Here is a 13,158-nt window from a genome sequence, read left to right as displayed (position 1 = left end):
ACTTACTTATCACCAAACTCGATGACGCAATCGAGGCCTGAATCCGCCGTCGCGGGCGTGACGATGACGTCGATATTATCGCCCAGCAACAAAGCCATATCGTTCAAAGCCCTTTTGAGTTCGGCTTCGGTTGTCGCCGCCTGAATGGCTTTCAGCTTGATCGGCAAATCGAGCGATACCCCCATCAGCACGCATTTCAGATCATTGTCCGTGCCGCGCTTTTTGAGATCCTGATGCCCTTTCAGATCGCGCGCCGACAGGTCCGTAATCGCCTCGGCATATTTGGTGAACCCCGGTTGCGACAGTAATGCCAATGACGGCGCTTTGGCGAACCCCTCCGTCGTCGCCTTGAGATTGCCCGCGTCCTTGACGATCATCGCGTAGAACGGTTCGCGCGACAAAGGGTTAACCACAGCCGCCGTCACCGGCACCTGAGAGCAGGCGGCAACGGGCATCAACATCAGGGCGACAATCAGGGCAAGGCGTTTCATGGCGGTCTCCATTGCATCTCTTATGCAAGGTCTCGGCCAAGAATTCGTTAATGCTTTACGTCCTAATTCAGGGCTTTCGATTTCGGCGTTACCGCCTCAGGTGCGGCGGGTAAGGGCGCGATCGGCACGCCGTCCTCGACCAGTTCCCGGATTTCTTCGCGGCTGGCTTCACCATAGATGGCGCGTTCGGGCGCGATGCCGTCGTGCATGTCGCGCGCTTCTTTGGCGAACGAGTTGCCCACATAGTCGAAGTTCTGTTCGACGTGCTTGCGCACCTTATGCAAAGCTTCGCGCATGGCCCTTGTGGCATCGGCCTGACGCGCATCCACCGTTTCCGAGGTGCGCACCATCGGCGCCATGATCGCCTTATCCACGTGCAGAGAGCCGCAATGCGGGCACTCGATCAGCGCCTTCGCCTTCTGCTCGTCGAAGGCGCTGGAATTGGAAAACCACGCCTCGAATTCGTGGTCGAATTCACATCTGAGGGCATAGCGGATCATACGCGTACAAAGGTCCTGTCGTGTTGTAGTTGCGGGATCGCCGCGCGGGCGCGGGCGACCTCGGCCAGATCGATATCGACCATCAGCACCGCTGGGTGGTCATGATTGAGCTGCGCTATGACCTCGCCCCACGGATTGACGACCATGGAATGGCCCCAGGTTTTGCGGCCATCCTCGTGTTGTCCACCCTGCGCCGGAGCGAGGATAAACGCGCCGGTTTCAATTGCTCGCGCACGCAGCATGACTTCCCAATGCGCCTGACCGGTCGGCACCGTAAATGCCGCAGGCACAGCGATCATCGCGGCGCCTGCCTGCGCCAGAGCCCGGTGCAGATAGCCGAAGCGCACATCGTAACAGATGGTCAGGCCCAATCCACCGAACGGCGTTTGCGCCACGACCGCGCGATCACCGCCCTTGACCGAGGCGCTTTCGCGATAGACCTCGCCGTTCGGCGTCGTCGCATCGAACAAGTGTATCTTGTCGTAATAGGCCGCGATCTCGCCATTGCCGTCGAAATAGAGCGTGCGGTTGACGGCACGATCTTCGTCGTTGTCGGGCGAGGCGACGATGGCCGAACCGAGAAGCGTCGGGACGCGATAACGCTTCACCAAAGCCTGCACACCTTGCACGCAGGCGTCGCCCTCCAGCGTCGTGACGACCTCGGCCTTGCGGTCCTTGCGCTGCTCCATCAGGTTCGAGCATTCCGGCGTCAGGATCAGTTGCGCACCCTGAGCCACCGCCGTCTCATACAGCGGTGTCAGGTGTGCCAAAGCCTGATCCGGGCGGCCGGGCGTCGTCGTCTGAAGGAGCGCAACTTTCATCTTAAGCGGCCAGAAGCGGGTCCAGACCACCGCGCGAATCGAGCGCCATCAGGTCATCGCAACCACCGACATGCAGTCCGTCGATAAAGATTTGCGGATAGGTGCTGCGGCCCGAGCGCTCGTTCATTTCCTTGCGCAGCGCAGGGTCGTTCGAGGCGATAATTTCCTTGAACTCGACGCCTTTACGGTCGAACAGCGACTTGGCGCGCTCGCAATAGGGGCAGTAGGGCTTGGTGTAGATTTCGATATTGGCCATGAGTCACTCGTCAAAACGTAACAATGTCATAAACACTTATATAGGCAAGGGCTTGTAAGTTTTAAAGAAGGGTGTGTGGCGCGCTTATAACAGTGAGGCAGGGACCGCGCGGGCCAGGACCAGCACATCGACCTGACGCGCCCCGGCCTTAAGCAGTTCTGTCGCGCAGGCCGACAGCGTTGCGCCGGAGGTGAACACATCATCAATCAGCAGCACATGCCGCCCGCGCAAATGGCGTTGCCCGGCAGGCGTCACGGCAAAGGCGTTTTTCACATTCTCATAGCGATCCGCGCGACGACCTTTGGCGGTACGCGCCAGACTGCCGCCCTGCTGATGCGTCGGGCGGACGCGGCGCAAACCGTCGGGTTCAAAGTCTTTGTGGAATGCGCGTGCCAAAGGTCGAGCCAGTTCGCAAGCCTGATTATAGCGCCGCTGAAATAGCCGATCGACGTGCAGCGGTACGGGCACGATGACGTCGATGTCCGGCATGATCCCGGCCCCGGCGCGCGACAACCAACCGAGCAGAACGGGCCGCAAATCGAGCCGGTCAGCGTGTTTGAAGGCGAGAATCAAACCCTTCGACGCCTCGCCATAGATACAGGCCGCGCGACCGCGTTTGAACGGAAATGGCGTCTTCGTGCAGTCGTCGCACAGGGCACCTGTCCCCAGATGCAGACCGCCTTCGAACAGTCGCGCGCACATATCGCAACCGTCGTCGCCGAGAAAACGGATCGCGGCCCAATCCCCGGCATCGAGCCCGGAGGCCTGAACCGACACCGACGGCCCCGCATAGTTGCGGATATCGGGGTCGTGGCTGAGGGGCTGACGCGGATAGATCAGGTCAAGCGCCTGCATTGCGCCCTCACGCAAGCGCGGCCCTATGGCGTGTTCATCGAGAAACGCCTTAACCTTTTCCGGCAGATGGCCTATGGAAAGCGCCACATTACCCCCCATGTTGTGACCATGACCAGTGCACCCCGTTTATTCGATCGTCAACTGCTGCGCCGCCGGATCGGACGCGCCGCCAGTGGTTTTTCAGCGGCAAACTTCCTGAAAACGCGATCCATAGAGGATATTCTGGACACCTTGAGCGCGGTCAACCGGCGCTTCGGGACGGCGCTGGAGATCGGTTCGCGCGACGGCAGCCTGCGTCGCACGTTGTTTGAGAACGCTTTAGTTTCTGAAAAAATTGATTTTCTTATAGAGACAGACCTGTCCGACCAAAATGATGCACAGGTTGTTCTCGATGAAGAGGCCCTGCCCTTTGGCGACGATACGCTCGATCTGGTGGTGTCGGCGCTGGCGTTCCACTCGACGAACGATCTGCCGGGGGTTCTGGTGCAGATCCGGCGGGCTTTGCGCCCAGACGGCCTGCTGATCGCCTCGCAATTCGGCGGCGAAACCCTGCGTGAACTGCGCAACGTGCTGATGGAGGCCGAACTTGAGGTTCGCGGCGGCAGCGGTGCCCGCATCGCGCCGTTTGCCGAAAGCTATGACTGCGTCGATCTGCTGAAACGCGCCGGGTTCAACATGCCGGTCGTCGATACCGATAAGGTCGTGGTGGCCTATGACCATCCGCTCAATCTGCTGCGCGACCTGAGGGCGATGGGTGAAACCAATATCTTGCATGATCGCCCGCGCAAGGGCCTTAACCGTGCGATTTTAAACCGCGCCTTCGAGCTTTATGCCGAACGCTTCCCGCACCCCGAAGGCGGTGTGCGCGCCACGTTCGAGATCATTACCCTGTCCGGCTGGACGCCGCACGAAAGCCAGCAAAAACCGCTGCAACCGGGCTCGGCCAAGGTACGTCTGGCCGATGCGCTGGGCGTCAAAGAGGGACGACTGTGAACGCCGATCCTATCAGGCTTTGTAAGTAACGTCGATATTTTAGACGTGTTAGGACAGCCGCATCGTTTTTCCGGAGCTGTCTCATGTCCATTCGTCGCGCCTTGCTTGTCCTCAGCAGTCTGGTTCTCCTGCCCGCCAGTGCCCTGGCGGATACGGCCTATAATGACGCGATTTTCGTCTATGATATGAACATGAAAAATGTCGATATCCAACTGACCGGTGCGCAGACCCACGTGCAACTCGGCAACCTCAAGGACGCCTGCGTTGCCATGCGCTCGGCTTACGATTCCCTGGGATATGCGCTCAAAAATCTTGATAAGGCCGAAAACGCGCCCGTCGATGCCGCCGACAAGCCGAGAGCCTCAAAGACCGAGATGGCGCAGAAGCGAACCGTCGTCACGGACGGTCAGGTGCAGTTGAAAAAGATGATCGACGGCAATTGCCCGGCGGCTTAAATCTAAAGAAAATCCACCAGATAGGCCACCAGTGGCGCGTCAGCGGGCGGCATGGGATAGTCGCGCAAATCCTTGGGCTTCACCCATTTCAGTGCCGTGTGTTCAAGCGCGCGCGCCGTGCCTTCCCAGCGGCGGATCAGGTATAGCGGCATCAGCAGATGAAACGTCTCATAGGTATGGGACGCAAAGACGAACGGCGCCAGACAGGCCGCTTTCGTCGTGATGCCCAGCTCTTCCTCAAGCTCGCGGATCAGCGCGGCCTCGGGCGTTTCGCCCTCTTCGACCTTGCCGCCGGGAAATTCCCACTGTCCGGCCAGCGACTTGCCTTCGGGGCGCTGGGCGATCAGCACACGGCCATCGTTATCGATCAGGGCCGCCGCGACGACGAGTACGGTTTTCATGATCTGGCGTATCCTATGTTACCGCATGGCCGCTTGCGCGACCTAAACCCCTTGTCTATCCTACCCCGGCACACTTTCCGAGGGGGAAAAATGAAAACCTTAATCAGCCTTTTTATCAGCCTGTGCCTGCTGTTGCCGGTCACCGTCCAGGCTCAGGTCAGCGATGCCGATTCAAAGCAGATCGATCGGGCCTTCGAAAGCTTCATGACAAAGGTCAATGCGAAACAATATGATGATGCCTATAATGAACTCATGATGCCGCAGATCAAGGATCAGGCGCAATTGCTGCGCAATCTGGTCGGCCTTACCAAGCAGGTGGGCGAATATTTCGTGATGCCGCTCAAGTATGAAAAGGTCGCGGAAAGCACGCTGGGGACGCAGCTCGTTTACCGCCGCTATGTGCTTTATAACGACAATGGCCCTTATTTTATTGCGGTCGTCATGTTCCGGACCGAAAAGGGCTGGAAGGCGCAGCACATCACCCTGCGCGACCTGTCGCCGGACGATGTCGCTCCCTGACGATACTAAAAAGCCCTTCCAGACTTCGGAAGGGCTTTTATATCTTACGACCTATAATCGCCGTTGATGCTGATATAGCCATGCGTCAGGTCGCAGGTATAGACGTGCGCGGAACCGCGACCGACGCCGACATCGACGGCGATCTCCAAGTCCTGCTTCTTCATATAGGCGCTCATCGCCGCCTCGTCGTAGGTGAGGGACACCGCGCCGTGTTCGGCGGCCACAAGGTCGCCGAAGCGGATAGCGATATGGTCACGGTCGACCTCTTCCTCGGTCTTGCCGACCGCCATGACGATGCGGCCCCAGTTGGCGTCTTCACCGGCCCAGGCGGTCTTGCACAGCGGGCTTTCGGCGATCGATTTGGCGATCTTGCGCGCCGAGGCAGGCGACGACGCGCCAGTCACCGTAACCTTGACGAACTTGGTCGCGCCTTCGCCGTCACGGATCAGTTGCGTGGCCAGATTGTGCATGACCTTTTCCAGTTTGTCGCGGAAGTCGGCCAGGCGCTTGTCGCCCGCGCGGCTGATCTTCACGGCCCCGGCAGCCCCCGTGGCGAACAGCAGCGCCGTGTCGTTGGTCGAGGTGTCGCCGTCCACCGTCACGGCGTTGAAGGTCGTGCGCGTATAGAGACCGAGCAGGCTTTGCAGCACGCCTGCGCTTAAGGTCGCGTCGGTGACGATGAAGGCCAGCATGGTTGCCATATCCGGCGCGATCATGCCCGAGCCCTTGGCGATCCCGGCTATCTTTACCTCGACGCCATCGATTAAGGCGGTTTCATAGGCGCCCTTGGGGAAGGTATCGGTGGTCATGATGGCTTGAGCGGCGTCGTGCCAGGCGTCGGCCTTGAAGGTTTCTTCGATCAGCGGCAGTTGCGCGGCGATTTTCGAGTCGTCGAGCACCACGCCGATCACGCCGGTAGAGGCCAGCAGGATATCGCGCTGACGGCAATCCAGACGCCGCGACAGGGCCGCAGCGGTGCGCCGGGCGGCGTCGGCCCCCAGCTTGCCCGTAAAGGCGTTGGCACACCCGGCATTGACGACCAGCGCGCGGATTTCGTTGCCTTCGTTGGCGGTCAACTGCTTCTTGCACCAGTCGACCGGGGCGGAACCGATGGTGTGACGTGTGAAAACGCCCGCCGCCGTGGTGCCCTCGGCGAATTTCATGACCAGCAGGTCGGGACGCGCGTGCTTGTAAAAGCCGGCCTGACCGATGGCGATCTCGACGCCGTTGACGGGCGGCATGGCGGGCAGCGGCACCGCCAGCGGCGACACGGCCAGTCCGGGCTTGCCGGTCACCGGCTTGTTTTGATTTTGGGGCACTTCGGCAGCCGGTGCCGACGGATGCACCCCGACCAGCTCGGCACCGGTCTGGACGACTTTTTTGATGGCATCGAACGCGCCGCCGATCCCTCGGTCATGGCTGGCCGCCGGGGTCGTGTGATCCGTCGATTTGCCAGAGGAAGGGGGCTTGGTCATGCGCGCTGCACTCCACCAGAGGGTTGTTCAAAAAGGGCGGATTACCCCCTATTTGTGACCCTGTGAAGACTTTTATTAGCGTAAATCAGTTCGAAGCCGGTTTGGCCGTTGCCAGCAGTTTCGTCTTCGTGCCCGTGCCGTCGTTGAGCGGCTGCGAATAGGCGAGCGGTTTGGCGGCGCTTTTGGTCGCATTCTTTTGCGCGGCGGGCTTTTGCGCAGCGGACTTAGAGGCCGCCTTGGACGCAGATGAGGACGACGACGCAGGCGCGTCTTCCGACGCCTCATCCCCGGCGGCGGAGGCATCGTCACCGGCGGGCGGCACGTCCTTGGGGGCCGAGGCCGGTTCGCGCTCATTGCCGCTGCCCATGTCCTTGACCAGCATTTCGACGCGCGCCCCGTCACGCAGGCCTTGCAGAAGGCCGCGCACCTGTTCGAGCTTGAGCGCCGACATGATGCTGGGGCGCGCCTCTTCAAGCGTCAGGGGTTGTTCCGGACGGCGTTCCTCCAACTTGAAGATCGCCCAGCCGCCGTCGATCTGCACCGGCCCGACGGCCTGACCCGGCTTGGCGTTCAAAAGCGCGCCGCGATAGGCCGCCGGAATGACGTCGGTGGTGAAATAACCCATATCGCCGCCGTTGAAGCGGGTCGCCTGATCGATGGAGCGCTCCATGGCCAAAGCTTCGAACAGCGCCCCGCCCTGAATCTGGCGCACGACGTTATCGGCCTCCTCCTTCGTCTTGACCAGGATCAGGCGGGCGCGGATTTCCTCGGATTTTTCAGCCAGACGCACCTGTTCGTCGTAAAGGTCCTTGACCTTCTTGTCGTCGATGGCGGCATCGACCGAGGATTCGAGCAACATATGCCCCAGAATGTCCTCGCGCGCCGCCGCGATACGCCGCTGGGCCAGTTCGGTACGATCCAGCCCCTTGGCCAGAGCCGCACGGGCCAGCAGCTTCTGATCGATCACTTCTTCCAGCGTCCGGCGGAACAGGGGCGAGGAGATATCCAGCGGTTCGCCTTCACCGATCAGGCCCTGCTGAATGGCTTCGTAGCGCACGTCCGAAGCCCAGACCGTATGGCCGTCGATACGCGCGACCGCGACATCGCCGGGTTCGGGCGGACGTTCGTCCAGAGTCGGCTTGTCGCACGCCGCCAGCGTTACGGTTAACGCCAGAACGGCGAAAAACGCCTTGAAGCCGGTTGATTGCCCCATACAAACTATCCCCAGTCAGCACGCGCACACAAAATCGCGCCTATTAGCCATTCAAACCCGTGGCTCTGCAAGAGCCTTTTACAGCAAAGGGCAAAACCCCTTCATCGTTGACATAGGCCTGCGCCACGCTTAAGTCAGTCCCCGCGCTTGAAAAGCGTCACCTTTTACCTATCTGCCTTAAAAGCCTTACGCCGAAGACCTTGATATTTCGCTAAATGTGGAAACAGGGCGCGGTCAGGGGGGCAGGTTCTTGAACATTTACCGTCGGGTTTCTCATGCTGGCTTTCGCCAAATCGCTGTTCGGCTCCGCTAACGAGCGCAAGGTTAAATCGATGTCGGGCCGGGTCAGCCGCATCAATGCGCTCGAACCGAAGATGAAGGCCCTCAGCAACGAGGAACTGGCGCATCAGACGGTCCTGTTCCGCGAACGCCTCGCCAACGGGGCCTCGCTGGAGTCCCTGCTCGAAGAGGCCTTCGCCACGGTGCGCGAAGCCGCCTGGCGCTCGCTGGGGCAACGCCATTACGACGTTCAGCTCACCGGCGGCCTGATCCTGCACGAAGGCGGTATCGCCGAAATGCGCACCGGCGAAGGCAAGACCCTGGTCGCCACGGCGCCGGTCTATCTCAATGCGCTGCTGGGTAAGGGCGTCCACCTCATCACGGTCAACGACTATCTGGCCAAACGCGACGCCGAAACCATGGGCCGCGTCTATCGCTTCCTCGGCCTGACCACCGGCGTCATCGTGTCCAGCATGTCGCCGCCCGCCCGCAAGCAGGCCTATAATTCCGACATCACCTACGGCACGAACAACGAGTTCGGCTTCGACTATCTGCGCGACAACCTCGTCTATAACCGTCAGGAAATGGTCCAGCGCGGCCACCACTTCGCCATCGTCGACGAAGTCGACTCGATCCTCATCGACGAAGCGCGCACGCCGCTGATCATTTCGGGCCCGACCGAGGACCGCTCGGAACTGTACAAGGTGCTCGACGGCCTGACCAAGGAACTGATCACCGATCCGGAAACCTTCGAGCTGGACGAAAAGCAGCGTCAGGTACTGCTGTCGGAGCTGGGCTCGGAGCGTCTCGAAGACATGCTGATGGCCGGCGGCTATCTGGCCGAAGACACGACGGGTCTTTACGACGCCGCCAACGTGTCGCTGGTCCATCATGCTAACCAAGCTTTGCGCGCCAACACGCTCTACACCGCGAACAAGGACTATATCGTCAAGGATGGCGAGATCATCCTGATCGACGAATTCACCGGCCGCATGATGCAGGGCCGTCGTTTGTCGGAAGGCCTGCACCAGGCCATCGAAGCCAAGGAAGGTGTGGCGATCCAGCCGGAAAACCAGACCCTGGCCTCGGTGACGATCCAGAACTATTTCCGCATGTACGAAAAGCTGTCGGGCATGACCGGCACGGCGGCGACCGAAGCCTCGGAATTCGGCGACATCTACAAGATGGACGTGCTGGAAGTCCCGACCCACCGCGCCATCAAGCGCGTCGATTTCGACGACGAGGTCTATCGCACCGAAGCCGAAAAGTTCAAGGCCATCGCCGATCAGGTCGCCGCCTGCTTCGTTCGGGGCCAGCCGATCCTCGTCGGTACGGCCTCGATCGAAAAGTCCGAGCAACTGTCGGACTTCCTGGATAAATATACCTACCGCGTCGAACAGAGCCGTACGCTGAAAAGCCAGTACGCCAGCGCCGACAAGAAGGAACTGGCGAAGCTCGGCGACGAGGCTTACGACATCGAATTCACCTCGGGCAAGGGCATCAAGCACAGCGTGCTGAACGCGCGCCATCACGAAAACGAAGCCTATATCATCGCCGACGCGGGCGTGCCGGGCGCGGTGACCATCGCCACCAACATGGCCGGTCGCGGTACCGATATTCAGCTGGGCGGTAACGTCGATCTGCGCGTGCAGAAGTGGCTCGAAGAACTGGGCGACGAGGCCGCGGCCAATGTCACCAACGAACAGCTTCTGGCCAAAAAGGCCGAGATCGAAGCCCAGATCGCCGATTCCAAGCAAAAGGCGCTGGCGGCCGGCGGCCTGTTCGTGCTCGGCACCGAACGCCACGAAAGCCGCCGCATCGACAACCAGCTGCGCGGCCGTACCGGCCGTCAGGGCGACCCCGGCACCTCGAAATTCTACCTGTCCTGCGAAGACGATCTGATGCGTATCTTCGCGGGCGATCGCCTCAACGCCATGATGAAGACGCTGGGCGTCGAAGAGGGCGAGGCGATCACACACAAGCTGCTCAACTCGGCCATCGCGACCGCGCAAAAACGCGTCGAGCAGCGCAACTACGAAATCCGCAAGAACCTGCTCAAATACGACGACGTGGTCAACGACCAGCGCAAGGCCGTCTTCGAGCAGCGTCAGGAGTTCATGGACTCCGAAGACCTGTCCGAGCTGATCTCGGAAATGCGCGAAGACACCATCCGCGACCTCGTCGACCGCCATCTGCCGCCCAAGGCCTATGCCGAGCAGTGGGATGTCGCGGGCCTCAAGGACAGCTGCGAGAAGCTGCTGGGCCTCGACCTGCCGATCGAAGACTGGGCCGCCGAAGAAGGCATCGCCAACGAAGAGATCGAAGAGCGCATCCAGAAAACCGCCGCCGACACCATGGCGCAGCGTCTGGACCTGCTCGGTGCCGATCAGATGAAGGCGCTGGAAAAGAACTTCCTGCTCCAGATGATCGACATGCAGTGGCGCGAGCACCTGATGCACCTCGACCATCTGCGCGCGGTCATCGGCCTGCGCGGCTACGGTCAGCGCGACCCGCTGAACGAGTACAAGACCGAGGCCTTCTCGCTGTTCGAAACCCTGCTTATCAACCTGCGCCACAATACGACGCGCTGGCTGATGACGGTCGAAATCCGCTTCCAGGGTCAGCCGGACCCGGAGCCGGTGCAGTTCGAGGAAATCCACCTCGATCCGACGACCGGGGAAAACACCCTCGCCCCGCAACTGACGGACGATTTAACGACCGAACAGCGTGAAAAACTCCCCCATTCAGCGCTGCTGGCGGGCTGGGAAGCCACACCCCGCAACGGACTCTGCCCGTGTGGCAGCGGCAAGAAATTCAAGCATTGCCACGGGGCCCTGATTTAGTTAACGTCCTCTTTACCACTTCCTTACAGGCGTGGTTTTGGGGGCGTTCATGGCAATATCGGGTAAAATCGTAACGGTAATGGCGCTGGGGCTTATGGCCTCAGCCAGCATCGCGTCGGCGGAAACGCTGGTGCCGCCGACCCTGCAAGGCTCCTTCCTGTCGCCCGAAGCGCCCACCGCGCCGAAGCTGGTCATCGACCCGGCCCTTATCGGCATCGCGCCCAAGGTCGAAGGCACCGCCGCCTCGACCGTATCCGTTGAGGACAAGGCCGCCGCGGCCAAAAAGACGCGCAAGATCGCCCTCTATAAGCAGCTCATGGAGCTGAACGGCACGGCCAAGAACGTGCGGATGATCCTCGCCAATACCAAGTCGGCGGTAAAACTGGTCATCCTTGAGCGTCAGGGCAAAAAGAACCTGCTGCCGTCCGAAGAAGCCAAGTTCGACCAGATCGCCGATCGCGTGCTGAAAGAAGCCGAGGTCACCATCATCGACCAGATCGCTACCGCGCAGGCCGCCGGTTTCGAGGAAGCGGAGATCGTGTCGCTGATCAACGCCAATTCCGGTCTGGCGGCGGCGAAATACAATGCCGGGAAATTCGCCAATCCCGAAGCCAATGCCCAGCAGATTCAAGGCTTCATGGTCGATGCGGTGGTCAAGATCATCAAGACGTTCCAGCAATCGATCTCGTCTTAAGCAGGTTTGGGGCGTATGTGGGGGTTCAGGGTTTTGTCAGTTAAAACGAAGATGGCCGGTCTGTGCGCTGGTCTGATGATGAGCGTATCGTTTGCCGCCGTCGCGCAGACACCGGTGCCGCTTAAGGAGCCCGGCGCCCCTATCGTCGTCGCGCCGAAACCCGTGAAGAAGTTGCAGAACCGCCCGATTGCCGCGCCGGAAGCGCCGCTGCCGTTCCAGCCCGCCGCCCCCCTGCCCTACGACTCGGTGCGCGATACGCCCGCCGCCCCGGTGCCGTACAAGGACCTGACGAAAGGCAATGATCTCGCGCCCACAGCCAAAAACGACGTACAGGCCGCCGTCAAGGAACAGATCGCCCCTTCCATCGAGATGATCGATACCAAACCCAGGCCGGTTCTGGTCGCGGCACAGGCCCCCGGCGCGGCGGTCAAGGGCGACAGCAGCTACGACGACCGCATAGCCCTGGCGCAACGTCTGCTGGAGGTCGATGGCACCGAGGCCATCATCCGCCATTTCGTCAACGAGGTGCATATGCGCCTCATCGTGACCGAGGTCGGCAAATATATCGATCTCAACGCCCTCAGCGAAGCGGATCGCTACCGTCTGGCCAGCATCGCAGCGGTGGTCGCCACGGAACTGGGTGACAAGATATTGCTGGTCAGCGCGCGGCAGCACGCCCAGAACCTGACGCGCGACGAACTGCTGCACCTCACTCAGGTCAATGATACCGACGCCCAGCGCAAACTGACCCAGATGCGTATCGACGACACCGGCGAACTGGACAAGAACGCCGAGCTGATCATGCAGATCGCCGCGCTGAAGATCGTGCAGGAATTCGAGAAGCCATGAAGCGCGCCCTGAAAAGCCCGACAGTACGGGCGATCCTGCTCAGTCTGGGGCTTCTGGCGGTGGCCGCTGCGCCAGCCCTTCTGTTGCTGCCTTCGATGACGGTCGCGCCCTGAGCCCTTCCCTTACGGCAATTGCATACCGTCGTTATTCTCCCTCTTGGCGAATCCCAAAATTGGGTTACACTCAATTACACTGGATCGCATCCTACGCGGTCACAGCATAAGAAGCGCCGCCGGATGTCCGGAACCGGCGTCCAAGAGACAGAGAAATCGCCAAGGGAGGCGTCCGATGAAGTACGTGCGTAAGGTCGCTGCGGCCGTCGTGGTCGTGTCGGTATTGTCGGCGGGGGTGGTGTATGCCCAGGCCGCAGACTGTAAGAAAAAATGCAATGAAATCTATGCGGCCTGCCAGAAAGCGGGCAAGGACCAGAACAAATGCCTCGCCGCCTGGGTCGAGTGCAAGAAGAAGTGCACGGCAGCGACGGCGCACTAAATGAAAAGGCCACGAACGCGGT

The 13,158-nt window shown here is 60.7% G+C and carries 15 protein-coding genes; 7 read left to right on the top strand and 8 right to left on the bottom strand.

The annotated features are described in order from the left end of the window. Positions 1–2: 2 nt before the first annotated feature. The 5 genes from PQU92_RS07660 to PQU92_RS18860 all read right to left on the bottom strand — a co-directional run bounded on the left by PQU92_RS07660 (position 3) and on the right by PQU92_RS18860 (position 3,010). A complete protein-coding gene (locus PQU92_RS07660) occupies positions 3–491 on the bottom strand; it encodes a hypothetical protein (protein WP_272747629.1) in 489 nt (162 codons plus the stop codon). 62 nt (positions 492–553) lie between these two features. Beyond that, positions 554–991 carry a DUF1178 family protein gene (locus tag PQU92_RS07655; RefSeq protein ID WP_272747628.1) on the bottom strand — a complete coding sequence of 146 codons (438 nt, stop codon included), beginning with the start codon at positions 989–991 and terminating at the stop codon, positions 554–556. Continuing rightward, the gene (locus tag PQU92_RS07650) at positions 988–1,812 is read right to left on the bottom strand and encodes a carbon-nitrogen hydrolase family protein (protein ID WP_272747627.1); all 825 of its coding nucleotides are present in this window, start codon (positions 1,810–1,812) and stop codon (positions 988–990) included. Before PQU92_RS07650 ends, PQU92_RS07655 begins: the two co-directional genes overlap by 4 nt. 1 nt (position 1,813) lies before the next feature. Beyond that, the gene (gene grxC / locus PQU92_RS07645; protein ID WP_272747626.1) at positions 1,814–2,068 is read right to left on the bottom strand and encodes a glutaredoxin 3; all 255 of its coding nucleotides are present in this window, start codon (positions 2,066–2,068) and stop codon (positions 1,814–1,816) included. Positions 2,069–2,152: 84 nt separating this feature from the next. Continuing rightward, entirely contained in the window at positions 2,153–3,010 is an 858-nt protein-coding gene (locus PQU92_RS18860; RefSeq protein ID WP_272747625.1) for a ComF family protein, read from the bottom strand. A gap of 21 nt (positions 3,011–3,031) precedes the next feature. On the opposite strand from PQU92_RS18860, the gene PQU92_RS07635 reads away from it, so the two are divergent. Further along, positions 3,032–3,916 (top strand): methyltransferase domain-containing protein, encoded by an 885-nt coding sequence (locus tag PQU92_RS07635; protein WP_272747624.1) that lies wholly within the window; start codon positions 3,032–3,034, stop codon positions 3,914–3,916. An 83-nt stretch (positions 3,917–3,999) separates the two neighbouring features. Next, positions 4,000–4,371: a hypothetical protein gene (locus PQU92_RS07630; RefSeq protein ID WP_272747623.1), complete on the top strand. Its 372-nt coding sequence runs from the start codon at positions 4,000–4,002 to the stop codon at positions 4,369–4,371. 2 nt (positions 4,372–4,373) lie between these two features. Here PQU92_RS07630 and mutT read toward each other — a convergent pair whose 3' ends face one another. Continuing rightward, the gene (mutT, locus tag PQU92_RS07625; protein WP_272747622.1) at positions 4,374–4,772 is read right to left on the bottom strand and encodes an 8-oxo-dGTP diphosphatase MutT; all 399 of its coding nucleotides are present in this window, start codon (positions 4,770–4,772) and stop codon (positions 4,374–4,376) included. A 90-nt stretch (positions 4,773–4,862) separates the two neighbouring features. Here mutT and PQU92_RS07620 point away from each other — a divergent pair, with 90 nt between their 5' ends. Further along, the gene (locus tag PQU92_RS07620; RefSeq protein ID WP_272747621.1) at positions 4,863–5,291 is read left to right on the top strand and encodes a hypothetical protein; all 429 of its coding nucleotides are present in this window, start codon (positions 4,863–4,865) and stop codon (positions 5,289–5,291) included. Positions 5,292–5,335: 44 nt separating this feature from the next. Here the strand turns inward: PQU92_RS07620 and argJ are convergent, their stop codons facing one another. Both argJ and PQU92_RS07610 read right to left on the bottom strand, forming a co-directional pair. After that, positions 5,336–6,766, bottom strand: a complete 1,431-nt coding sequence (gene argJ, locus PQU92_RS07615; RefSeq protein WP_272747620.1) for a bifunctional glutamate N-acetyltransferase/amino-acid acetyltransferase ArgJ — start codon at positions 6,764–6,766, stop codon at positions 5,336–5,338. Positions 6,767–6,851: 85 nt separating this feature from the next. Next, positions 6,852–7,979 (bottom strand): peptidyl-prolyl cis-trans isomerase, encoded by a 1,128-nt coding sequence (locus tag PQU92_RS07610; protein ID WP_272747619.1) that lies wholly within the window; start codon positions 7,977–7,979, stop codon positions 6,852–6,854. Positions 7,980–8,254: 275 nt separating this feature from the next. On the opposite strand from PQU92_RS07610, the gene secA reads away from it, so the two are divergent. The 4 genes from secA to PQU92_RS07590 all read left to right on the top strand — a co-directional run bounded on the left by secA (position 8,255) and on the right by PQU92_RS07590 (position 13,136). After that, on the top strand, positions 8,255–11,101 hold the full coding sequence (secA, locus tag PQU92_RS07605) for a preprotein translocase subunit SecA (RefSeq protein ID WP_272747618.1): 2,847 nt from the start codon (positions 8,255–8,257) through the stop codon (positions 11,099–11,101). Between the two features lie 49 nt (positions 11,102–11,150). Continuing rightward, positions 11,151–11,795 carry a hypothetical protein gene (locus tag PQU92_RS07600; RefSeq protein ID WP_272747617.1) on the top strand — a complete coding sequence of 215 codons (645 nt, stop codon included), beginning with the start codon at positions 11,151–11,153 and terminating at the stop codon, positions 11,793–11,795. 33 nt (positions 11,796–11,828) lie between these two features. Continuing rightward, a complete protein-coding gene (locus tag PQU92_RS07595) occupies positions 11,829–12,644 on the top strand; it encodes a hypothetical protein (protein WP_272747616.1) in 816 nt (271 codons plus the stop codon). A 288-nt stretch (positions 12,645–12,932) separates the two neighbouring features. Then, positions 12,933–13,136, top strand: a complete 204-nt coding sequence (locus tag PQU92_RS07590; protein ID WP_272747615.1) for a hypothetical protein — start codon at positions 12,933–12,935, stop codon at positions 13,134–13,136. Positions 13,137–13,158 lie beyond the last annotated feature (22 nt).

The sequence above is a fragment of the Asticcacaulis aquaticus genome (assembly GCF_028550415.1).
Lineage (GTDB): Bacteria > Pseudomonadota > Alphaproteobacteria > Caulobacterales > Caulobacteraceae > Asticcacaulis > Asticcacaulis aquaticus.
This window is presented reverse-complemented; position numbering and strand designations above follow the sequence as displayed.

Excerpts from the sequence above, each read along its gene's own strand:
- PQU92_RS07660 (WP_272747629.1), bottom strand. The coding sequence starts at position 491 with ATGAAACGCCTTGCCCTGATTGTCGCCCTGATGTTGATGCCCGTTGCC.
- PQU92_RS07655 (WP_272747628.1), bottom strand. The coding sequence starts at position 991 with ATGATCCGCTATGCCCTCAGATGTGAATTCGACCACGAATTCGAGGCG.
- PQU92_RS07650 (WP_272747627.1), bottom strand. The coding sequence starts at position 1,812 with ATGAAAGTTGCGCTCCTTCAGACGACGACGCCCGGCCGCCCGGATCAG.
- grxC (WP_272747626.1), bottom strand. The coding sequence starts at position 2,068 with ATGGCCAATATCGAAATCTACACCAAGCCCTACTGCCCCTATTGCGAG.
- PQU92_RS07635 (WP_272747624.1), top strand. The coding sequence starts at position 3,032 with ATGACCAGTGCACCCCGTTTATTCGATCGTCAACTGCTGCGCCGCCGG.
- PQU92_RS07630 (WP_272747623.1), top strand. The coding sequence starts at position 4,000 with ATGTCCATTCGTCGCGCCTTGCTTGTCCTCAGCAGTCTGGTTCTCCTG.
- mutT (WP_272747622.1), bottom strand. The coding sequence starts at position 4,772 with ATGAAAACCGTACTCGTCGTCGCGGCGGCCCTGATCGATAACGATGGC.
- PQU92_RS07620 (WP_272747621.1), top strand. The coding sequence starts at position 4,863 with ATGAAAACCTTAATCAGCCTTTTTATCAGCCTGTGCCTGCTGTTGCCG.
- argJ (WP_272747620.1), bottom strand. The coding sequence starts at position 6,766 with ATGACCAAGCCCCCTTCCTCTGGCAAATCGACGGATCACACGACCCCG.
- PQU92_RS07610 (WP_272747619.1), bottom strand. The coding sequence starts at position 7,979 with ATGGGGCAATCAACCGGCTTCAAGGCGTTTTTCGCCGTTCTGGCGTTA.
- secA (WP_272747618.1), top strand. The coding sequence starts at position 8,255 with ATGCTGGCTTTCGCCAAATCGCTGTTCGGCTCCGCTAACGAGCGCAAG.
- PQU92_RS07600 (WP_272747617.1), top strand. The coding sequence starts at position 11,151 with ATGGCAATATCGGGTAAAATCGTAACGGTAATGGCGCTGGGGCTTATG.
- PQU92_RS07590 (WP_272747615.1), top strand. The coding sequence starts at position 12,933 with ATGAAGTACGTGCGTAAGGTCGCTGCGGCCGTCGTGGTCGTGTCGGTA.